The 21,428-nt window shown below is 62.4% G+C and carries 23 protein-coding genes; 9 read left to right on the top strand and 14 right to left on the bottom strand.

Annotated features, from left to right (window positions below):
- Positions 1-5: 5 nt before the first annotated feature.
- From flgH to ABI582_RS18745, 10 genes are all read right to left on the bottom strand, one after another.
- A complete protein-coding gene (flgH, locus tag ABI582_RS18790) occupies positions 6-701 on the bottom strand; it encodes a flagellar basal body L-ring protein FlgH (protein WP_016488460.1) in 696 nt (231 codons plus the stop codon).
- Positions 702-737: 36 nt separating this feature from the next.
- On the bottom strand, positions 738-1,523 hold the full coding sequence (gene flgG / locus ABI582_RS18785; protein ID WP_012273525.1) for a flagellar basal-body rod protein FlgG: 786 nt from the start codon (positions 1,521-1,523) through the stop codon (positions 738-740).
- 47 nt (positions 1,524-1,570) lie between these two features.
- The gene (locus ABI582_RS18780) at positions 1,571-2,311 is read right to left on the bottom strand and encodes a flagellar basal body rod protein FlgF (RefSeq protein ID WP_442119904.1); all 741 of its coding nucleotides are present in this window, start codon (positions 2,309-2,311) and stop codon (positions 1,571-1,573) included.
- A gap of 160 nt (positions 2,312-2,471) precedes the next feature.
- Positions 2,472-2,654 carry a hypothetical protein gene (locus ABI582_RS18775; protein ID WP_338744798.1) on the bottom strand — a complete coding sequence of 61 codons (183 nt, stop codon included), beginning with the start codon at positions 2,652-2,654 and terminating at the stop codon, positions 2,472-2,474.
- A 132-nt stretch (positions 2,655-2,786) separates the two neighbouring features.
- Positions 2,787-4,109, bottom strand: coding sequence for a flagellar hook protein FlgE (gene flgE, locus ABI582_RS18770; RefSeq protein WP_338744799.1), 1,323 nt, complete (start codon positions 4,107-4,109; stop codon positions 2,787-2,789).
- A 28-nt stretch (positions 4,110-4,137) separates the two neighbouring features.
- Positions 4,138-4,839 carry a flagellar hook assembly protein FlgD gene (gene flgD, locus ABI582_RS18765; RefSeq protein ID WP_059394769.1) on the bottom strand — a complete coding sequence of 234 codons (702 nt, stop codon included), beginning with the start codon at positions 4,837-4,839 and terminating at the stop codon, positions 4,138-4,140.
- A 12-nt stretch (positions 4,840-4,851) separates the two neighbouring features.
- Complete coding sequence (gene flgC, locus ABI582_RS18760; protein ID WP_026034446.1) at positions 4,852-5,295, bottom strand: flagellar basal body rod protein FlgC; 444 nt, start codon at positions 5,293-5,295, stop codon at positions 4,852-4,854.
- Between the two features lie 2 nt (positions 5,296-5,297).
- Complete coding sequence (gene flgB / locus ABI582_RS18755; RefSeq protein WP_016498517.1) at positions 5,298-5,708, bottom strand: flagellar basal body rod protein FlgB; 411 nt, start codon at positions 5,706-5,708, stop codon at positions 5,298-5,300.
- A 508-nt stretch (positions 5,709-6,216) separates the two neighbouring features.
- On the bottom strand, positions 6,217-7,044 hold the full coding sequence (cheR, locus tag ABI582_RS18750; protein ID WP_426811030.1) for a protein-glutamate O-methyltransferase CheR: 828 nt from the start codon (positions 7,042-7,044) through the stop codon (positions 6,217-6,219).
- 50 nt (positions 7,045-7,094) lie between these two features.
- Positions 7,095-8,024, bottom strand: coding sequence for a chemotaxis protein CheV (locus ABI582_RS18745; RefSeq protein ID WP_258653544.1), 930 nt, complete (start codon positions 8,022-8,024; stop codon positions 7,095-7,097).
- Between the two features lie 77 nt (positions 8,025-8,101).
- Here ABI582_RS18745 and flgA point away from each other — a divergent pair, with 77 nt between their 5' ends.
- From flgA to ABI582_RS18720, 5 genes are all read left to right on the top strand, one after another.
- On the top strand, positions 8,102-8,854 hold the full coding sequence (flgA, locus tag ABI582_RS18740) for a flagellar basal body P-ring formation chaperone FlgA (RefSeq protein WP_041167646.1): 753 nt from the start codon (positions 8,102-8,104) through the stop codon (positions 8,852-8,854).
- 162 nt (positions 8,855-9,016) lie between these two features.
- Entirely contained in the window at positions 9,017-9,331 is a 315-nt protein-coding gene (gene flgM, locus ABI582_RS18735) for a flagellar biosynthesis anti-sigma factor FlgM (RefSeq protein WP_338744802.1), read from the top strand.
- A gap of 49 nt (positions 9,332-9,380) precedes the next feature.
- Entirely contained in the window at positions 9,381-9,848 is a 468-nt protein-coding gene (locus tag ABI582_RS18730) for a flagella synthesis protein FlgN (RefSeq protein WP_019471387.1), read from the top strand.
- 79 nt (positions 9,849-9,927) lie between these two features.
- The gene (locus tag ABI582_RS18725; protein WP_338744803.1) at positions 9,928-10,671 is read left to right on the top strand and encodes a flagellar brake protein; all 744 of its coding nucleotides are present in this window, start codon (positions 9,928-9,930) and stop codon (positions 10,669-10,671) included.
- A gap of 113 nt (positions 10,672-10,784) precedes the next feature.
- Positions 10,785-11,348, top strand: coding sequence for a hypothetical protein (locus ABI582_RS18720; protein WP_338744804.1), 564 nt, complete (start codon positions 10,785-10,787; stop codon positions 11,346-11,348).
- A 65-nt stretch (positions 11,349-11,413) separates the two neighbouring features.
- Here ABI582_RS18720 and ABI582_RS18715 read toward each other — a convergent pair whose 3' ends face one another.
- The 3 genes from ABI582_RS18715 to bkdR all read right to left on the bottom strand — a co-directional run bounded on the left by ABI582_RS18715 (position 11,414) and on the right by bkdR (position 14,886).
- Entirely contained in the window at positions 11,414-12,754 is a 1,341-nt protein-coding gene (locus ABI582_RS18715; RefSeq protein ID WP_338744805.1) for an MFS transporter, read from the bottom strand.
- Between the two features lie 129 nt (positions 12,755-12,883).
- Complete coding sequence (locus tag ABI582_RS18710; protein ID WP_442119947.1) at positions 12,884-14,125, bottom strand: glutamine synthetase family protein; 1,242 nt, start codon at positions 14,123-14,125, stop codon at positions 12,884-12,886.
- A 275-nt stretch (positions 14,126-14,400) separates the two neighbouring features.
- Positions 14,401-14,886 carry a Bkd operon transcriptional regulator BkdR gene (gene bkdR, locus ABI582_RS18705; RefSeq protein WP_012273540.1) on the bottom strand — a complete coding sequence of 162 codons (486 nt, stop codon included), beginning with the start codon at positions 14,884-14,886 and terminating at the stop codon, positions 14,401-14,403.
- A gap of 198 nt (positions 14,887-15,084) precedes the next feature.
- Here bkdR and ABI582_RS18700 point away from each other — a divergent pair, with 198 nt between their 5' ends.
- From ABI582_RS18700 to lpdA, 4 genes are read left to right on the top strand one after another with little or no spacing between them, the layout of a single operon-like run.
- Positions 15,085-16,317 carry a 3-methyl-2-oxobutanoate dehydrogenase (2-methylpropanoyl-transferring) subunit alpha gene (locus tag ABI582_RS18700; RefSeq protein WP_016498508.1) on the top strand — a complete coding sequence of 411 codons (1,233 nt, stop codon included), beginning with the start codon at positions 15,085-15,087 and terminating at the stop codon, positions 16,315-16,317.
- A 1-nt stretch (position 16,318) separates the two neighbouring features.
- Positions 16,319-17,377 (top strand): alpha-ketoacid dehydrogenase subunit beta, encoded by a 1,059-nt coding sequence (locus tag ABI582_RS18695; RefSeq protein ID WP_016488476.1) that lies wholly within the window; start codon positions 16,319-16,321, stop codon positions 17,375-17,377.
- Positions 17,378-18,649, top strand: coding sequence for a dihydrolipoamide acetyltransferase family protein (locus tag ABI582_RS18690; RefSeq protein ID WP_338744808.1), 1,272 nt, complete (start codon positions 17,378-17,380; stop codon positions 18,647-18,649).
- A 2-nt stretch (positions 18,650-18,651) separates the two neighbouring features.
- Positions 18,652-20,031, top strand: coding sequence for a dihydrolipoyl dehydrogenase (gene lpdA / locus ABI582_RS18685; RefSeq protein ID WP_442119903.1), 1,380 nt, complete (start codon positions 18,652-18,654; stop codon positions 20,029-20,031).
- A 229-nt stretch (positions 20,032-20,260) separates the two neighbouring features.
- Here the strand turns inward: lpdA and ABI582_RS18680 are convergent, their stop codons facing one another.
- Positions 20,261-21,259, bottom strand: coding sequence for a sensor domain-containing diguanylate cyclase (locus ABI582_RS18680; protein WP_442119902.1), 999 nt, complete (start codon positions 21,257-21,259; stop codon positions 20,261-20,263).
- Between the last annotated feature and the right edge of the window lie 169 nt (positions 21,260-21,428).

Raw genomic sequence — 21,428 nt, 5'->3', positions numbered from 1 at the left:
CGTACTCAGAAAGGCCAAAGCGGGCTGATGAAGAAGCGGTCCAGCCACCCGGGCTGGCTGGCATCGGCGAACGAACCGGTACCGGAATAAGTGATGCGCGCGTCGGCCACACGGGTGGACGGCACGGTGTTGTCGGTGGCGATGTCATCGGCGCGGATCATGCCGGCAATGCGCACCAGCTCTTCGCCGGTGTTCAGGGTCAGCCACTTCTCGCCGCGCACGGCAATGATGCCGTTGGGCAGCACTTCGGCCACGGTCACGGTAATCGAACCGGTCAGGGTGTTGCCCTGGGTAGCCTTGCTGTCGCCCTTGGTGGCACGTTCGCCGTTGTAGCCGGCCTCCAGCGACAGGTCACCGCCGCCAAAAGGGTTGTTGGTGTTCGGTGTGCTGCCGAACAGCGAGGTCAGGCCGATGTCGGCCTTGCTGTTCTTCTGGATCTGCGAACCTGCGTTCTTGCTGGCCGAGGTTTTCTCGTTGAGGGTGATGGTGATGATGTCACCCACCCGGAACGCCTTGCGGTCGCTGTACAGGTTCTGCTCGAAACCGGCCTGGTAGATGGAACCGTTGTTGGCCGCTGCCGGCAACGGGGTGCGCGGCAGTACCGGCGCGTAGTACGGGTCGTTGGGCTTGGGCGTCGGGCCGACGCAACCTGCCAGCAACACCGCCCCCCCCAGGGCGAACACGGACAACAGACGATTCATGGTGCATACCTCACGGGTGTAACGAAGCGACAGGGCTTAGAGCTGTTGGGTCACGAACGACAGCATCTGGTCGGCGGTGGAGATGACCTTGGAGTTCATCTCGTAGGCGCGCTGGGTGGTGATCATGTTCACCAGCTCTTCCACGGTGCTGACGTTGGAGTTTTCCAGGGTCTGCTGCTGGGTCGTACCGAAACCGTTCAGGCCCGGGGTGCCGACTTGCGGCGCGCCACTGGCGGCAGTTTCCAGGAACAGGTTGTCGCCGATGGCCTGCAGGCCAGCCGGGTTGATGAAGTCGGCGGTCTGGATGTTGCCGATCACCTGCGCTGCAGGGTTGCCGGCCGTGGTGATCGACACGGTGCCATCCTGGCCCACGGTGAAGGTTTGCGCGTCGTTCGGCACGACCACGGCAGGCTCCAGGGCGTAGCCGTTGGCGGTGACGATCTGGCCGTCGGAGTTCAAGTGGAAGGTGCCGTCACGGGTGTACGACACGGTGCCATCCGGCTGCAGGATCTGGAAGAAGCCACGGCCGTTGACCGCCATGTCCAGCGGGTTCTCGGTGGTTTGCAGGCTACCAGCGACGAAGCTTTTTTGCGTACCGACAATGCGCACACCGGTACCCACCTGCAGGCCCGAAGGCAACTCGCTGTCCTGGGTCGACTGCGCGCCAGGCTGACGCTTGATCTGGTAGAGCAGGTCTGCGAACTCGGCGCGATCACGCTTGAAGCCGGTGGTGGAAACGTTGGCCAGGTTGTTGGAAATGACCGTCAGGTTGGTGTCCTGGGCGGACAGGCCGGTTTTAGCGACCCAAAGAGCCGGAAGCATGTAGTTTCTCCTCGTGCGCCTGTTTTACGGCACCCGTTCAAAAGTGATTAGCCGATTTGCAAAACCCGAGCCATGGCTTCGTCGCCTTCCTTGGCCGTGTTCATCATCTTGACGTGCAGTTCGAACTGGCGGGACAGCGCCAGCACCGAGGTCATTTCCTCGACAGCGTTGACGTTGCTACCTTCCAGGAAGCCCGCTACCACCCGTACGTTGACGTCGGCGTCGGCCGGCTGGCCGGAGGTGGTGTGAATCAGACCGTCGGGGCCTTTTACCAGGCCTTTGGTGTCCGGGTTGACCAGCTTGATACGGTCGACCTCGGCCATCACCCGCGGGTCTTCGCCCATGGAGCGAATGCTGAGGGTGCCGTCGGCGCCCACCTCAACCTTCTGTTCTGGCGGGATGGCGATCGGGCCACCGTTGCCGATCACCGGCATGCCGTTGCCGGCACGCAGCACGCCAAGGGCGTCGATGTTCAGGCTACCGGTACGCACGTAGGCTTCGCTGCCGTCCGGTGCCTGCACGGCGATGAAGCCCTTGCCGGTCACGGCAACATCCAGGTCACGACCAGTCTCGACCATCGGGCCTTCGCTGAAGTCGGTGGCCGGGCGCTCGGTCATGGCAAAGGCACGCGCCGGAAAGCTGTCGCCGAACACCGGCATCGACCGGGCCTGCTCCAGGTCGCGGTGAAAACCGTTGGTGGAAATGTTCGCCAGGTTGTTGGCGTGGGCCTTCTGCGCCAGCGCGTTCTGGCTGGCGCCGGTCATGGCCACATAAAGCAACTTGTCCACAGTATCTCCTCTGCGCGTCGCTGCCGCGCTGTCACTGGGCAGGTTCGAAGCAATAATCGAACCAAGTCTGAAACCGCCTGTTTACGGGGGCTTCAGCGCGGCAACAGGCAACAAACGTCAGTTTGTCGGCGGAAGTTTGCCGCCTGCGGCAAGGGCTTGCTCAGAAGGTGCGGCAAGCGGCGTTATTGTAAGGGCCGGAATGGCGTACCCAGCCCTCGCCCGGGTTGTTGGCAGAGCACAGGTAGCGGCCGGTGGCCAGGCTTTGCCATTGGTAGAACGGGGCGGGAGCGGCCGAGAGCGGCAAGGCCATGGCCAGGAGGGCGGTGAGCATTAGCCGTTGCATGGAGGGGGAACCTTCGAGAATCTGGGGCCGCTTTGCGGCCCATCGCGGCACAAGGCCGCTCCTACAGGGAAATGCGATCTCCTGTAAGAGCGGACTTGTGTCGCGACGGACTGCAAAGCAGCCCCACGGCCATCAGGTCATCTGGATGATGGTCTGCATGATGGTGCTTTCGGTGGAAATGGTCTTGGCGTTTGCCTGGTAGTTGCTCTGCGCCTTGATCAGGTTGACCAGCTCGCCGGTCAGGTCGACGTTGGAGTCCTCCAGTGCACCGCCGGTAATCTGGCCCAAGGTCCCGGTGTCCGGGGCGCCGATCACCGGCACGCCCGAGGCGTAAGACTCTTTCCAGTTGGTACCACCAATCGGGGTCAGGCCCTGCAGGTTGGCAAAGTTGGCGATAGCCACCTGGCCGATCACCTTGTCCTGGCCGTTGGTGAAGTTGGCAAACATGTTGCCGCTTTCGTCGATGGTCAGGCCCGACAGCTCACCCGTGGCAAAGCCGTCCTGGCTCTTGGCGGTGGTGGCCGAGGCTGCGTTGTACTGGGTGGTACCGAGCATGTCCAGGTTGACCCCGGCGACGTTGGCGGTAGCGCCGTTGGCGCTCCATACACCGGCGGCATTCTTCTGTGCCGGGATCCAGTTGTCGAGGGTGAAGGTCTTGTTGGCCGCGATGGTCATGCCACCGGCCACCGGACCTGCCGTCATCGAGGCAGAATCTAGCGTGCCGTCAGACTTGAACGGCAGATTGTTGGCCAGCGGCGTGGTCGAGGCCGGGTTGGCCGGGTTGCGCCCGTCGATGGTGGTGTACATGGTCCAGGAGTTGCTGGTGGCATCCTTGACGAAGTACTGGTTCAGCTGGTGCGCGTTACCCTGGCTGTCGTACACGTCGGTATTGAACGTGTAGTTGTAGGTGCTGGTGTTGGTCGGATCGAATGGCGTCTGGGTGGGTGCAGTCGCCGTGGAGTTGAGGTTGACGTTCTCGGAAATGCGCCCGGTCGGGTTCGGCGTCAGGTTCGAGGTGTCGATCTGCAGGTTGGTCAGCACGCCCTGGACGATCTTGCCGTTGGCATCCACCGCATAACCTTGCAGGTTGGCGCCCGACGAGCTGACCACGTAGCCGTCCTTGTCGCTGTAGAAGGCACCGGCGCGGGTGTAGATCTTCGAGCCGTTGTCGTTCATCACGAAGAAACCGTTGCCATCGATGGCCATGTCCAGCGCCTGGCCAGTGCCATTGATGTTGCCCGGGGTGAACATCTGCGACACGGCGGCAGTCTTCACGCCGGTGCCCACCACGTTCTTGCCGGCACTGGTGCCGCGAATGGAGTTGGAGTACTGGTCGGCGAACTCGGCGCGCGACGACTTGAAACCGGTCGTGGCAACGTTGGCAATGTTGTTGCCGGTAACGTTCAGGGCCTTGTTCGCTGCATAGAGGCCGCTAAGGCCGGTATTGAAAGACATGTGTAACTCCTGTCGTTTTGCTCAGGCCCTAGATGCCGATGCTTTGGATTTTGGAAAGCGCGACACTGCCCAGCCCGGCCAGGTTGAGTGTCATCTCCGAACCGTTGGTACCCATGGTCACACTGGTAACCGAGGCCGGCAGGTTGGTGGTCATGGCCGTGGCCTTGCCATCGATCGAGGCAGTAGCCTTGAAGGTGTAGGTACCGGCTGGCGCTGCTTCGCCGTCGTCGTTCAGGCCATTCCAGGTAAAGTCGACCTTGCCGGCTTTCTGGGTACCCAGGTCGAGGGTGCGCACCAGCTTGTCGTCCTTGTCGTAGATGCCCACCGAGGTGGCGGTGCTCGACGACGTCAGGTTGACCGTGCCTTTCATATCCTTGCTGGTGTCGACCACGGCCTTGTCGGTCTGGACAATCACATTGCGCCCGACCAGCGACGAAGCCTGCAGCGCCTGCGAGGACTGCAGCCCTGCCGCGATATAAGTCACCGAATCGTTGAGCGACTGCATGCTCTCGAGGCTGCTGAACTGCGCCAGCTGCGCCACGAACTCGCCGTTTTCCTGCGGATCGAGCGGGTTCTGGTTCTTCATCTGGGTAACCAGCAACTGCAAGAAGGCATCTTTGCCCAGCGCACTGCCGGCAGCGCCGGTGCTGCTGTCGGTCTTCGACCTCTGCTGTTGCAGCGAGGTCAAGTACGCGCTGCCGACGTCAGAGGTGGAGTTGGTAGTGGTCATGTCGGTTTCCTATCACTGCCCGAGGGTCAGGACTTTCTGCATCATGCTCTTGGCCGTATTCATCAGCTCGGCGTTGGTCTGGAACGCACGACTGGCGGAGATCATGTCTGCCATCTCCTCGACCACATTGACGTTCGGGTAGTAGACGTAGCCGTCCTTGTTCGCCGCCGGGTGGTTTGGCTCGTAGCGTGCTTCCAGGGTGCTCTGGTCCTCGACGATGCCTTTTACCTGGACCCCCTGCCCTGCTTCGCCCTGGTCTTCGAACAGCGACTGGCTGCCGCCGGCTTGCGCATCCTGGAAGGTGGTGGCGAACACCGGGTGGCGGGCACGGTACGTCTGGTCGATGCTCGAAGAGACGGTTTCGGCGTTGGCAATGTTGGAAGCCACGGTGTTCAGGCGCGTGTTCTGCGCGCTCATGCCGCTACCGGCAATGTTGAAGACACTGGAAAGGGACATGGTCATTCTCCCCGCAGGGCCGATACCAGCCCTTTGAATTTGCTGTTGAGCAAGGTGAAGCTGGCCTGGAAGCCAATGGCGTTTTCGGTGTAGTTCGATTGCTCGATCTGCGCGTCCACGGTGTTCTGGTCAATCGATGGCTGCAGCGGCGTGCGGTACTTGAGGGTATCGTCGGCCGCGATGGCGAGGCCTTCGGCTTCGATGTGACGGCTATTGGTGCGGTCCATGGCGAAGCGGCCGCTCTGCTGCTTGTCGCTTTCGGCGGCGAGCACAGAGGCAAAGTCCATGTCACGCGCCTTGTAATTGGGCGTGTCGGCGTTGGCGATGTTGTTGGCCAGCACTTCGGCGCGCTGGGCGCGGAAGCCCATGGCCTTTTCGTGAATACCAAGCGCCTTGTCGAAGCTGATGCTCATGTCGGGGAAACCTTCAGAGGTTGACCGGAATTTCGTTGAGCAAGGTATAGCAAGGGCTGTGCCAACCCATGCAAAGCCCACAAATACGGGGCTACGAGGCACAGTGCTGTCAGGGTGATGCCAGAAAAGCGGCAAAGGCCTTCCGCCCTGGGCGGCGAAAGCGGCAATTGCCGGGCGGCAAAAGCGGCAAACCAAAAAATTGACGTCATTGTTTGGCGATAGACGTGGTTGGCGATAGACGTGTTTCGCCTGGAGGATCGAGCGCCGCCCGCGCGGCGCATCGCGAGCTGCGCTCGCTCCTACGTCTGTTTCGGGCCAGTAACGCCTGTGACAGGCGCGCGCGACCGTTTTGTTCGTTCGACGCAATTTCGCGCCATGCACCAAGGCGTTCGCGCGCAATTCCCCCAGGAATAATTGGCCCGAAACAAACGTAGGAGCGAGCGCAGCTCGCGATGCGCCGCGCGGGCGGCGCTCGATCTCACAAACGCCGCCCACCTCAAGACATACCTTACTTGGCCTGGTAGATGATCCCCGGGCTGCACTGGACCATCTGGTAATGGTCCGGCAACCCGTTCAGCGCCTCCGAGGCACCAAGAAACAGATAGCCACCTGGCTTCAGCGTGCTGTGAATGCGCAGCAGGATGTCGCGCTTCACCTGTGCCGAGAAGTAGATCAACACGTTGCGGCAGAACACGATGTCGAACTTGCCCAGGCTGGCATAGCTGTCCAGCAAGTTGAACGAGCGAAACTCCACGCGGCTGCGAATCGCCGGTTTGACCGCCCAGCGCCCCGGCCCCTTGGGGTCGAAGTAGCGCTGCAAGCGCTCCTGGGACAGGCCGCGGGCAATGGCCAGGCTGTCATACTCACCGGTCTTGCAGTTGGTGAGCATGGTGCCGGACAGGTCGGTGGCAACGATCTGCGCACCCATCTTCAACTGGCCAAGGTTGCTGCGCTCGAACTCGTCGATGGCCATCGAGATGGAATACGGTTCCTGCCCCGACGAACAGGCCGCCGACCACATGCGCAGGCGCTGGCCGGGGTTGTTGCGGATGAACTCGGGGATCACCTTGTTCTTCAGCACTTCGAACGGGTAGGTATCGCGAAACCACAGGGTCTCGTTGGTGGTCATGGCATCGACCACCTGCTCGCGCAAACCACTGCGCGGCTGGGCCTGGATGCGCTGCACCAGCTCGCCCAGGCTCTTGATGCCCTGTTGTTCCATCAGCTTGTTGAGACGGCTGGAAACCAGGTACTGCTTATTTTCGCCCAGCAGGATGCCACAGGCTTTCTCCAGGAATACCCGGAACTGTTCGAAATCCAAATTACCCGTAGACACTACTGCCGCCTCTTTTCAATCACTGGTGCCGGGGGCTTGCCCCGGCTGCTTCAATGCGCTGCCTTGATCCGGTCGACCACCCGCTGGGCCAGGTCGTCCGGCTTGAACTTGGCCAGGAAGTCATCGGCGCCGACCTTCTTGACCATTGCCTGGTTGAACACCCCGGAAAGCGAAGTATGCAGGCAGATGTGCAATTTTTGCATGCGCGGGTCGCTGCGGATCTCCGCCGTTAGCGTATAGCCGTCCATTTCCGGCATTTCAATGTCCGAGATCATCATAAGGAACTCTTCTTCCGGCTTTTTGCCCTCATCCACCAGCTGACGCAGGTAGTTCAGGGCCTGACGGCCATCATTGAGTGCCACGACTTCCACCCCCACGGTCTGCAGGCAGCGGCTGACCTGTTTGCGCGCCACCGACGAATCGTCGACGGTCAGCACCCGCATCAACACGGCCTTGTCCTGCGTCTCGGCATCGATCACGCCGGCCGACACCGATTCGGACGACGGCGAAACCTCGGCCAGCACCTTCTCCACGTCGATGATTTCGACCATGCGGTTATCTACCCGGGTGACCGCGGTCAGGTAGTGGTCACGGCCGGTGCCCTTGGGTGGCGGGTGGATCTCTTCCCAGTTCATGTTGACGATGCGCTCCACCGAGTGCACCAGGAAACCCTGGGTCTTGGTGTTGTACTCGGTAATGATCACGAAGCTGTTGCGTGTTTCTTCCTGCAGTGGCCGCAACCCGGTGGCCATCGACAAGTCGAGGATCGGGATGGTCGCTCCGCGAATGTTGGCAACGCCACGCACCACAGGGTGCGCCTTGGGCAGCAGGGTCAGCGCAGGGCATTGCAGCACTTCCCTGACCTTGAACACGTTGATGCCGTAAAGCTGTTCGCCGTTGAGGCGGAACAGCAGCAATTCCAGGCGATTCTGCCCCACCAGCTGCGTGCGCTGGTTGACCGAATCCATAACACCCGCCATGCCAGACTCCTTAATCTTTCAGCCTTTCGTTGCAACTCAGGTTACGAGTCGGCACGGGCTTTGCTTTTTTGAGCGTCATGCATACGAAAACGACATTTTTCCGACGATTGACGCGCCTGCTGACTGGCTCGCTGGCCACGCTGTGCCTGCTGGCGCCCGGCGTTCGCACGGTAGCGGACGCGCTCACCTTGCCTGAACAGCTTATCGGTGTCACCCAAGGGTTTCTTGAATTCACCGTAGAAGATTACCTGGCCACCACCCAGACCCCCGGCCGCTATGAAATCCAGGTCAACCCGCTGGACCCACGCCTGCGCATGCCGTTGTGCAGCCAGCAGCTGGACGCCTCGCTGGAAAGCCCTTCCCTGCCACTTGGCCGGGTAACGGTACGGGTGCGCTGCGACAGTGCGGCCCCGTGGACGGTGTTTGTCCCGGCCACGGTGCGGTTGTTCCGCGACGTGGTGGTGGTCACCCGCCCACTCAAGCGCGATAACACGGTGGGCGAAGGCGACGTGGCCCTGCGCGAGCGCGATGTCGGCACCCTTGGCCAGGGTTTTCTGACCGAACTGGACCAGGCGGTGGGCATGAAGATGCTGCGCCCCACGGTCATCGATCAGGTACTCACTCCGCAGCATCTGGAGCAGGCCGAGGTGGTGCGCAAGGGCGACCAGGTGGTGATCATCGCCCGCAGTGGCAGCCTGAGCGTGCGCATGCCGGGCGAGGCCCTGAGCAAGGGCGGCCTGAGCGAACAGATACGGGTACGCAACCTGAATTCCAAGCGGGTGGTCAAGGCCAGGGTGACTGGCCCGGGCCAGGTCGAGGTGAGCATGTAGCCAGCCACAGATTGCGCTGGCAGTGAGGAACCGCTTTTCCTAAACTGTGTCAGAGAACGGGTTGGCGAGCTTGCTGACAGGCGGCCAAGCATTTGTGCCTAAAGTTTCTTTCGGGTTGGCCGAAAACAAGGCAAGCGTCCAAATACCCAGAGGTTCCTGATCATGGTCATCGACTTCAGTCGTTTGAATAACTCTCCGTCCGTCACGGGCGGCGTGCGCGGCAACAGCGCGCCCGGCAGCGCCGAAAAACCGGCCGCCAGCCAGGAAGCGGCCACCAGCACCAGCGCCAGCGGAGAAGCGGTACACCTCAGCCAAGAGGCACAGCAGTTGCAGAAGATCAGCGACAAGCTGCGCGACGAGCCAGTCGTCAACAGTGCCCGTGTGGCCCAGTTGAAACAGGCAATCGCCGACGGCAGCTATCAGGTCGATGCCGGCAAGATCGCCAGCAAACTGCTCGATTTCGAAGCCCAGCGCTGACCGTTCGGCGCGCTGACTTCACGGACGCTAGAAAAGCCAAGAGTTAGCCATGCACGACACCACCTTGCTGCAACTGATCGAAGATGACATTGCCCCGATGCAGGAACTGCTCGACCTTCTGAATAAAGAAGCGATCGCCCTGCATGGCCGCGACATGCCGCTGCTGGAACAGATTCTGGCGCGCAAGCAGTCGCTGATCATCTTGCTCGAGCAGCATGGCCAGCGCCGCAGCCAGTTGCTCGGCAGCCTGGGCCTGAGTGCCGATCGCACTGGCGTGCAAGCGGTAGCTGCCCAATCGCCCCATGGCGAGGCGATGCTGCAGCGGCTGGACATGCTGTCGAAACTGATGGATGACTGCCAGCAGGTCAACCAGACCAACGGCCGGATCATCCAGGTGCAGCAACACGTCACCAACAACCAGATCAGAATCCTCATGGGCGGCGACTCGCCGTCGCTCTACGACAGCCGCGGCAGCACCTCGCTGCTGGCCAAGCCACGGGCCCTCAGCCAAGTGTGATTTTTCTATCAAGGCACGGAACATACTGGCAAAATGCCGTTACTTGCGTGTGTCGCTTTTGCCTGGAGAACGATAAGCCGTGTTCAATGAAACCGAAGCCCCGCAACCGCCAAAGGTGCTGAACACCCCCTTGGAGATTGCGGCCAACTTGCGGCAACTGCAGGAAAGCCACGACCCCCTGATCATCACCTTCCATGACCGCAGCCAGCGTTTCCAGAGTTACGTGGTGCACGTGGACCGTGAAAGCAACACGCTGGCACTGGACGAGATGATCCCGCGCGACGGTGAAAAATTCATCGAAAACGGCGAGCACTTCCGCGTTGAGGGCTTCCACGATGGCGTGCGCATCGCCTGGGAATGCAACCACGCGCTGAAGATCAGCGAAGTCGACGGCCACCGCTGCTACAGCGGCGCCATGCCGCAAGAGGTGACCTACCACCAGCGCCGCAACGCCTTCCGCGCCGCCCTGAAGCTGTCGCAACTGGTCGACATCATCCTCGATGGCACCCACCTGAAGGGTAACGGCGCCTTGCGTGGCAAGCTGCTGGATATCTCGGCCACCGGCTGCAAACTGCGGTTTGAAGGCGATGTAGAAAGCCGCCTGCAACTGGGCCAGGTGTACGAGCGCTTCAAGGCGGGCAACCCGCTGGGCCTGGTGGACACCATGGTCGAGTTGCGTCACCTGCACTATGAAGAGCACATCAACACCACCTTCGCTGGCGTGCGCTTCCATAACCTGAGCGGGCAGGCTCAGCGCAAGATCGAGAGCTTTGTGTACCAGCTACAGCGTGAGGCGCGGCGGTTCGACAAGGACGACTACTGACCCTTCCGGCCTGGCCGGTAACCAGAAACGCTTCCTGCTGCTTCTCCTTACCCTGAGCCGTTACTGTCTCCAGGACGCGCCCTGCCCTGAGGCGCTCCAGGAGTAGCAACCTTATGATTCGTTCCGATTTCATCGCTGAGCTGCATTGCAGCTACGGCCAAGTTGGGATAGCAGATACGCATCTCATCCCTACCCTTGGCTCGGTCTTCAACGAGTTGACCCAGGATGGGTGGCTATGCGCCAGGAAGGGGCGCCCCGGTAACGGGTTCGAGCCGATCGTATTCAAGTTTGAGTACCTCGAAGAGACGGCCGACCGCATTCACTATCAGATCAAGTGCAGGAGCCCAGCCAGCGATGGCTGGGCGCGGCTTGAGCAAGGTCTCGACGGCTGGCTCGGGTTGTATGGCACCAACCTCATTGGCGCAGCCACTGATCTGCTCGACCCTCCAAGGCTACTGGACCGTCTCCAAGGCTCGAACTTCTGGAAGATCGAAACGTTGCAGGAATGGGACGGCGAGCTTGCCAGCGCCGAAGCGGTCGACTTCTACCTGCGCGACGCCCAAGGCTACAGGGTATCGAACATCTATTCTTCACCAAGCGACACCTGGTACTTCCATGCCGGGAACCGTGAGGGCGAAATACTGACATTCTCGTTACGCAACATCAGGCTAGCATGACTGCCAAGTCATGACTTACGCCCACCGCTGCATGGCAGGCAGTGCATGGACGGTGGGCATCAGGGTCAAGCCGACCTGTCTACCTCGGCGGGCGGCATCACCTCGCGTTCAGCCGATGCCTGATCGGCTTCCGTGTCTTCTGCCGCCACGGGGGTCTGCATCACGTCCTGCACGGTCTGCTCATCCACCCGCGGGTCCAGCGCTGCCGACAAGGGCGAGCCGGCCGCCGGCATCGCCACGTGGCCCAGCGGTGCATCCTGCACCTGGTGCAGCCCGGTAACCGCTTTCGGCCGAATGCGCCATACCAGCACCAGGGCGAAGAACACGAAGAACGCATACAGCATCTGCGGGCCCAGCACCTTCATCAGCACGCCCGCCGCCAGTGGCCCGATGCACGCGCCCACGCCATAGGTCACCAGCAGCATGGCCGTCAGCGACACCCGCCGCTCGCTTTCCACGTGGTCGTTGGAAAACGCCACCGCCAGCGGGTACAGGCAGAACTGCAGCAACGAAATCAGGAAGCCGATACCGAACAGCATCTCCAGCGGCACACTGGGCAGTATCGCCAAGGGCGCAGCCGCCAGCGCCAGGCCTATTGCCACGCTGCGGATCAGCACCGCCCGGTCGTAACGGTCAGACAACCAGCCCAGCGGCCACTGCACCAGCAGGCCGGCAAAAATACAGCTACCCATGAACAGACCGATCTGCTCGGTCGCCATCCCCTGGCTTGAGGCATACAAAGGCGCCAGGCCGTAGAACGAGCCGACGATCAACCCCGAGCCCAATACCGTGCTGAGCGACTGCGGCACGCGCTTGATGAAGAACTTCGGCTCCATCGGTGCCGGGCGCAAGGGCGCCGGGTGAATGCGCCGGGTCATTGCCACGGGCACCAGGCACAGGGCAAAGCACATCGCCACCAGCATCAGCAGCTCCGGGCCAAGCTCAGGGTGCACCACAAGGATCAGCTGGCCGAGCACCAGCCCCAGGTACGAGGCGATCATGTAGCCGCTGAACACCGCACCGCGGTGTTTCACATCGGCCTGCTCGTTGAGCCAGCTCTCGATGACCATGTATTGGCACATCATGCCCAGGCCGACGATCATCCGCAGCCCGACCCAGGCCGGTAGCCAATTGGTCAGCCCATGCCCCAGCACCGCCGCACCGACGATACCGGCGCAAGTGGCATAGGCGCGAATGTGCCCGACCCGGCCGATCAGCCGGTGGCCGACCTTGCCGCCGACGGCCAGGCCAAAGTAGTTGGCCGCCATCAACGCACCCACCCACAGGCTGTCGACATGGTCGGCCGCCAGGCGCAGGGCCAGGTAGGTACTGAGCAGGCCCGAACCGATCAACATCATCAGCGCGGCGAAATACAACGACTGAAACGGCTTCCATACATTTCGCATACGTACCGAGAAGCTCCCTGGTCTGGTGACGGTTGGGTGGTAGAAGCATAAGGGCAAAAACCGCGTCGCGCAGGCCCTCGGCAGCGAAATAGCGCTACCAGGGCGTGCCCGGTGCAGATGGTGTCGCGATCAGGCCTGTGCCGCCAGCACCCGGCGCTCCCACGGGGTGATCTCGTCGAAGAAATCAGTCAGCTCCAGGGTCTTGCTGGCGATGTAGCCTTCGATGAACTCGCTGCCGAACAGTTCCCGTGCCAGCGCGCTGCGCTTGAGCCGTTCAAGGGCGGCATGCAGGGTACACGGCAGGCTCAGGTGCTCGGGCACTTCAAACTCGCCCTGAATGGCCGGGGAAGGTTGCAGGCGCTGCTCGATACCGTGCAGCCCGGCAGCCAGGCTGGCGGCGATGGCCAGGTATGGGTTGGTGTCGGCACCGGGCAAACGGTTTTCGACCCGCCGCGCTGCCGGCGCACTGGCCGGAATGCGCAGGCCGGCAGCGCGGTTGTCCTCGGACCAGCAGGCATTGTTTGGCGAGGCATAGGGGTGGCACAGGCGCTGATAGGAATTGACGTTGGGCGCGAACAGCGCGGTGAAGTCGGCCATGCACGCCTGCAGGCCGCCGATGAAATGGTAGAAGATGTCGGTCGGCTGGCCCTGCTCGTCGCTGAACACGTTACGCCCGCTGCCGGCCTCGACCAGGCTCTGGTGAATATGCATGGAGCTGCCAGGCGTACGCGACAGCGGCTTGGCCATGCACACCACGGTCAGCCCATGCTTGAGCGCCACTTCCTTGAGCAGGTGCTTGAACAGGAAGGTCTGGTCAGCCAGCACCAGCGGGTCGCCGTGCAGCAGGTTGATCTCGAACTGGCTGACGCCCATTTCATGCATGAACGTATCGCGCGGCAGGCCGAGCGCGGCCATGCAGTGGTACACCTCTTTGAAGAACGGGCGCAGGCCATTGTTGGAACTGACACTGAACGCCGAATGGCCAAGCTCGCGACGGCCATCGCTGCCAACGGGTGGCTGGAACGGCTGCTGCGGGTCGCTGTTGGGGGCAAAAACAAAGAATTCGAGTTCGGTCGCCACCACGGGCGCCAACCCCAGGGCCGCGTAGCGGGCGATCACCGCCTTGAGCTGGCCACGGGTGGACAGTGCCGAGGGCCGGCCATCCAGTTCAATGGCATCGCAGATGGCCAGGGCGCGGCCGTCGCTGCTCCAGGGCAGGCGATGGACCTGGCTGGGTTCGGCCACCAACGCCAGGTCGCCGTCGTCGCTGCCGTAGAACTTCGCCGGCGGGTAGCCGCCCATGATGCATTGCAGCAACACCCCCCGGGCCATTTGCAGGCGGCGGCCTTCCAGAAAGCCTTCGGCGGTCATCACCTTGCCGCGCGGGACGCCATTGAGGTCGGGGGTGACGCATTCGATTTCATCGATGCCCTGAAGCTGAGCGGTGCTCATGACGCTTGTCCTTGTTGTTGTGCGCTGACAACAACATAGGCTGGGGGTGTTTAAAATATCAAGCACCCGCTTTAAACACCTGTACTGGCCTCTTCGCGGGTAAACCCGCTCCCACAGGTACTGCATAGTCTTCAAGACTTGTGGGGTCCCTGTGGGAGCGGGTTCACCCGCGAAGAGGCTGGTACATGAGCCAGCTATTCCCGCAAGGTCATGCCATTGGCCGGCAACGGCAGAGCCGTCTTGTACCGTACCTGCTTCAAGGCAAAACTCGAGCGGATATTGGCCACCCCCGGCAACCGCGTCAGGTAATCGAGAAACCGCTCCAGCGCCTGGATACTCGGCAGCAGTACCCGCAACAGGTAATCCGGGTCCCCGGTCATCAGATAGCACTCCATTACCTCTGGCCTTTCGGCAATTTCCTCCTCGAAGCGGTGCAGCGACTGCTCCACCTGCTTTTCCAGGCTGACATGGATGAACACATTTACATCCAGCCCAAGCGCTTCGGGTGAAAGCAACGTCACCTGCTGGCGGATTACCCCCAGTTCCTCCATGGCCCGCACCCGGTTGAAACAGGGCGTGGGCGACAGGTTGACCGAGCGTGCCAGCTCGGCGTTGGTGATGCGGGCGTTTTCCTGCAGGCTGTTGAGAATGCCGATATCGGTACGATCGAGTTTGCGCATGAGACAAAATCACCGGTTTTTTTTGTTTATGCGGAATGTTTATCTGCACCGCTCGGCAAAGGCAATCAACTTGAGAGAAAAATTCTCCTGCCGGGCCACTAAGATGTAGATGACGCTGACCTACCAGTCACAAGCCGGTATTCAGCGGCGGCCGCTTCAGAGCTCACAAAAACAAATACCCGAGCGAGCGTAAAAAGCATGAACGAGTACGCCCCCCTGCGTTTGCATGTGCCCGAGCCCACCGGCCGGCCAGGCTGCCAGACCGATTTTTCCTACCTGCGCCTCAACGATGCAGGTCAAGCCCGTAAACCCCCTGTGGATGTCGATGCTGCCGACACCGCCGACCTGTCCTACAGCCTGGTCCGCGTGCTCGATGAGCAGGGCGATGCCCAAGGCCCGTGGGCCGAAGACATTGACCCGCAAATCCTGCGCCAAGGCATGCGCGCCATGCTCAAGACGCGGATCTTCGACAGCCGCATGGTGGTTGCCCAGCGCCAGAAGAAGATGTCCTTCTACATGCAGAGCCTGGGCGAAGAAGCCATCGGCAGCGGCCAGGCGCTGGCGCTGAACCGCACCGACATGTGCTTCCCGACCTACCGCCAGCAAAGCATCCTGATGGCCCGCGACGTGTCGCTGGTGGAGATGATCTGCCAGCTGCTGTCCAACGAGCGCGACCCGCTGAAGGGCCGCCAGTTGCCGATCATGTATTCGGTACGCGAGGCTGGCTTCTTCACCATCAGCGGCAACCTGGCGACCCAGTTCGTGCAGGCGGTCGGCTGGGCCATGGCTTCGGCGATCAAGGGCGATACCAAGATCGCCTCGGCGTGGATCGGCGACGGCGCCACGGCCGAGTCAGACTTCCACACCGCCCTCACCTTTGCCCACGTATACCGCGCCCCGGTGATCCTCAACGTGGTCAACAACCAGTGGGCCATTTCTACCTTCCAGGCCATCGCCGGTGGCGAGTCGACCACCTTCGCCGGCCGTGGTGTAGGTTGCGGCATTGCCTCGCTGCGGGTTGACGGCAATGACTTCGTCGCCGTGTACGCCGCCTCGCGCTGGGCCGCCGAACGCGCCCGCCGCGGCCTGGGCCCTAGCCTGATCGAGTGGGTCACCTACCGCGCCGGCCCGCACTCGACCTCGGACGACCCGTCCAAGTACCGCCCCGCCGATGACTGGAGCCACTTCCCGCTGGGCGACCCGATCGTCCGCCTGAAGCAGCACCTGATCAAGATCGGCCATTGGTCCGAAGAAGAACACCAGGCCACCACGGCCGAGTTCGAGGCTGCTGTGATTGCCGCGCAGAAAGAAGCCGAGCAGTACGGCACCCTGGCCAACGGCCACATCCCGAGCGCCGCCTCGATGTTCGAGGACGTGTACAAGGAAATGCCCGACCACCTGCGCCGTCAACGCCAGGAACTGGGGGTTTGAGATGAACGATCACAACAACAGCATCAACCCGGAAACCGCCATGGCCACCACTACCATGACCATGATCCAGGCCCTGCGCTCGGCCATGGATGTCATGCTTGAGCGCGACGACAATGTGGTTGTCTACGGCCAGGACGTCGGTTACTTCGGCGGCGTGTTCCGCTGCACCGAAGGCCTGCAGAACAAGTACGGCAAATCCCGCGTGTTCGACGCGCCGATCTCCGAAAGCGGCATCGTCGGTACCGCCGTGGGCATGGGCGCCTACGGCCTGCGCCCGGTCGTGGAGATCCAGTTCGCCGACTACTTCTACCCCGCCTCCGACCAGATCGTCTCGGAAATGGCGCGCCTGCGTTACCGTTCGGCCGGCGAGTTCATCGCCCCGCTGACCCTGCGCATGCCGTGCGGCGGTGGCATCTATGGTGGCCAGACGCACAGCCAGAGCCCGGAAGCGATGTTCACCCAGGTGTGCGGCCTGCGCACCGTCATGCCGTCCAACCCGTACGACGCCAAAGGCCTGCTGATTGCCTCGATCGAATGCGACGACCCGGTGATCTTCCTTGAGCCCAAGCGCCTGTACAACGGCCCGTTCGACGGCCACCACGACCGCCCGGTAACGCCGTGGTCGAAGCACCCGCACAGCGCCGTGCCCGACGGTTACTACACCGTGCCGCTGGACAAGGCCGCCATTACCCGCCCCGGCAATGACGTGACCGTGCTCACCTACGGCACCACGGTGTACGTGGCCCAGGTGGCCGCCGAAGAAAGCGGCGTCGATGCCGAAGTGATCGACCTGCGCAGCCTGTGGCCGCTGGACCTGGACACCATCGTCGAGTCGGTGAAAAAGACCGGCCGCTGCGTGGTGGTGCATGAAGCCACCCGTACCTGCGGCTTCGGTGCCGAACTGGTGTCGCTGGTGCAGGAGCACTGCTTCCACCACCTGGAGGCGCCCATCGAGCGCGTCACCGGTTGGGACACCCCCTACCCTCACGCGCAGGAATGGGCGTATTTCCCAGGGCCTTCGCGGGTAGGTGCGGCATTGAAAAAGGTCATGGAGGTCTGAATGGGCACGCACGTCATCAAGATGCCGGACATTGGCGAAGGCATCGCGCAGGTCGAGTTGGTGGAATGGTTCGTCAAGGTCGGCGACATGATCGCCGAGGACCAGGTGGTGGCCGACGTCATGACCGACAAAGCTACCGTGGAAATCCCTTCGCCGGTCAGCGGCAAAGTGCTGGCCCTGGGTGGCCAGCCAGGTGAAGTAATGGCGGTCGGCAGCGAGCTGATCCGCATCGAAGTGGAAGGCAGCGGCAACCATGTGGATGTGCCACAGGCCAAACAGATAGAAACGCCAGCGGCCCCTGCTGCAGCCAAGCCAGAACCGCAGAAAGACGTCAAACCCGCTGCGTACCAGGCACCCGCCAACCATGAGCCGGCGCCCATCGTGGCGCGCCAGCCGGGCGACAAGCCGCTGGCCTCGCCAGCCGTGCGCAAACGCGCGCTGGATACCGGTATCGAACTGCGTTACGTGCATGGCAGCGGCCCGGCCGGGCGCATCCTGCACGAAGACCTCGACGCCTTCATGAGCAAGCCGCAGAGCGCCGCCGGGCAAGCCCCCAATGGCTATGCCAAGCGCAGCGACAGCGAGCAGTTGCCGGTGATCGGCCTGCGCCGCAAGATCGCCCAGCGCATGCAGGACGCCAAGCGCCGGGTCGCGCACTTCAGTTATGTGGAAGAAATCGACGTCACCGCCCTGGAAGCCCTGCGCCAGCAGCTCAACAGCAAGTACGGCGACAGCCGCGGCAAGCTGACCCTGCTGCCGTTCCTGGTGCGTGCCCTGGTCGTGGCGCTGCGTGACTTCCCGCAGATCAACGCCACCTACGACGACGAAGCGCAGATCATCACCCGCCATGGCGCGGTGCATGTGGGCATCGCCACCCAGGGTGACAACGGCCTGATGGTGCCCGTGCTGCGCCATGCCGAAGCGGGCAGCCTGTGGGCCAATGCCGGCGAGATTTCCCGCCTGGCCAACGCTGCACGCAGCAACAAGGCCAACCGTGAAGAGTTGTCGGGCTCGACCATTACCCTGACCAGCCTGGGCGCCCTCGGTGGCATCGTCAGCACGCCGGTGGTCAATACCCCGGAAGTGGCGATTGTCGGCGTCAACCGCATGGTTGAGCGGCCGGTGGTGATCGACGGCCAGATCGTCGTGCGCAAGATGATGAACCTGTCCAGCTCGTTCGACCACCGCGTGGTCGACGGCATGGACGCCGCACTGTTCATCCAGGCCGTGCGTGGCCTGCTCGAACAACCTGCCTGCCTGTTCGTGGAGTAAGCATGCAACAGACTATCCAGACTACCCTGTTGATCATCGGCGGTGGCCCTGGCGGCTACGTGGCCGCCATCCGCGCCGGGCAACTGGGCATTCCTACAGTGCTGGTGGAAGGCCAGGCACTGGGCGGTACCTGCCTGAATATCGGCTGCATTCCGTCCAAGGCGCTGATCCATGTGGCCGAGCAGTTTCACCAGACCTCGCGCTTCGCCGGGCCGTCGGAACTGGGCATCAGCGTTACCTCGCCGCGCCTGGACATCGGCCAGAGCGTGGCCTGGAAGGACGGCATCGTTGACCGCCTGACCACCGGGGTGGCCGCCCTGCTGAAAAAGCACGGGGTCACGGTGATTCACGGCTGGGCGAAGGTGCTCGATGGCAAGCAGGTCGAAGTTGATGGCCAGCGTATCCAGTGCGAGCACCTGTTGCTCGCCACCGGTTCCAGCAGTGTCGAACTGCCGATGCTGCCGCTGGGTGGACCAGTGATTTCCTCGACCGAAGCGCTGGCACCGAAAGCCCTGCCGCAGCACCTGGTAGTGGTGGGCGGTGGCTATATCGGCCTGGAGCTGGGCATTGCCTACCGCAAACTGGGCGCGCAGGTCAGCGTGGTAGAAGCGCGTGAGCGCATCCTGCCGACCTACGACAGCGAATTGACCGCCCCGGTGGCCGAGTCGTTGAAGAAGCTGGGCATTGCCCTGCACCTTGGCCACAGCGTCGAAGGTTACGAAAACGGTTGCCTGCTGGCCAACGACGGCAAGGGCGGGCAACTGCGCCTGGAAGCCGATCAGGTGCTGGTGGCCGTGGGCCGCCGGCCGCGCACCCAAGGCTTCAACCTGGAATGCCTGGACCTGAAAATGAACGGCGCCGCCATTGCCATCGACGCGCGCTGCCAGACCAGCATGCACAACGTGTGGGCCATCGGCGACGTGGCCGGCGAACCAATGCTGGCGCACCGGGCCATGGCCCAGGGCGAGATGGTTGCCGAAATCATCGCTGGCAAGGCACGCCGCTTCGAGCCTGCCGCGATTGCTGCGGTGTGCTTCACCGACCCGGAAGTGGTGGTGGTCGGTAAAACCCCGGAGCAAGCCAGCCAGCAAGGGCTGGACTGCATCGTCGCGCAGTTCCCGTTTGCCGCCAACGGCCGCGCCATGAGCCTGGAATCGAAAAGCGGTTTCGTGCGCGTGGTGGCACGGCGGGACAACCACCTGATTCTGGGCTGGCAAGCCGTTGGCGTGGCGGTTTCCGAACTGTCCACGGCGTTTGCCCAATCGCTGGAGATGGGCGCCTGCCTGGAGGATGTAGCCGGTACCATTCACGCCCACCCGACGCTGGGTGAGGCGGTACAGGAAGCGGCATTGCGCGCCCTGGGCCACGCCCTGCATATCTGACACTGAAGCGGCCAAGGCCGATTTGGCCCGCTGCGCCGAGAGGCGCCGCGGGTCTTTTTTCATTCAGGCGCTGATCCCTATCACCTGCGCGATCCCTTGTAGGAGCGGCCTTGTGTCGCGATAGGGCTGCGAAGCGGCCCCAGGATCTCTGCACCACAGCTGATATTGCTGGGGCTGCTTTGCAGCCCTATCGCGACACAAGGCCGCTCCTACAAGGGACCGCGCCAGGCTATTGGGCTATGGCATTCTTGCCGGCCGCCTTGGCCCGGTACAGCGCCTTGTCGGCACGCGCCAGCAGCGCATGCTGGTCCTCCCCTTCCTGCCATTGCACAACGCCATAGCTCATGGTCAGCCGGCAATCGCCCACCGGCTCCAGTTGCTCCATCACCTGGCGCAAGCCCGCCGTCACATCCAGCGCCTCACCCAGCGTGGTCTGCGGCAGCACGATGACGAACTCATCGCCACCCCAGCGCGCCAACAAGTCGAGCTCGCGCAGGCAGGTATGCAGGTTTTCGGCCACCCGCACCAGCGCCGCATCGCCACGGGCATGGCCGTAGCGGTCGTTGATCGGCTTGAAGTCATCCATGTCCATGGCGATCAGCGACAACGGCTGGCGGAAGCGCTGGGCCCGTTCGCACTCCAGCTGCAAGGCCTTTTCCAACCGATAGCGGTTGGCAATGCGGGTCAATGCATCGCGCTCGGCCAACTCGCGGTTTTCGTCCAGTTGCCGCTGCAACTGCTGGTTCACCCAGGACAGCTCGCGCGTGCGCTCGGCCACCTGGCACTCAAGCGACTGGTTCTTCTGTTCCAGTTGCGCCACCCGGCGTTTGCCGGCGTCGATATTACGGTGCGCACCGAGCATGCGCGCCACCGAACCGTCCTGGTTATGCGCAATTATGTAGCCGCTGTCTTCGATCCACAGATAGCTGCCATCCTGGCAACGACAGCGGTATTCGATGAGGTAGCGCCCATTGCGCTGATTGATATACGCCTCGAAATGCGCCATTACCCGCGGGTAGTCCTCTGGATGGATCACGCTTTCCCAGGTGAGCACCGAATTGGCCATTGAATGGCTGGCGTAGCCGAGCATGGCGTACCAGCCCGGGTTTCGATAGACGTAGCCGGTATTGGCATTCCAGTCCCAGATGCCATCGCTGATCAACTCGAACAAGGTGTGCAATTGCTGTTCACTGAAGCCGGCGGGGGCCGGCCTGGTTTCCTGATTCATGGACGCTCTCCCTGATGCCCAGCAACTGCGCTCCGGTCAAGGGGCTGCCGACAGTGGTGGTAATTGCCGCAGGCGGCAAGATCATGCCTTTGACGGGCAAGCATATGCCCGCCAGCGCGCAACCGAAATAGCGCCAAAGGCCTGATTTCGACCGGCACAGCGCTGGCAT

Source organism: Pseudomonas sp. SAS7 (genome assembly GCF_052112345.1).
GTDB classification, from domain to species: Bacteria; Pseudomonadota; Gammaproteobacteria; order Pseudomonadales; family Pseudomonadaceae; genus Aquipseudomonas; species Aquipseudomonas putida_Q.
The sequence above is the reverse complement of the archived record's forward strand: the minus strand, read 5'-3'. Positions and strand labels throughout refer to the sequence as shown.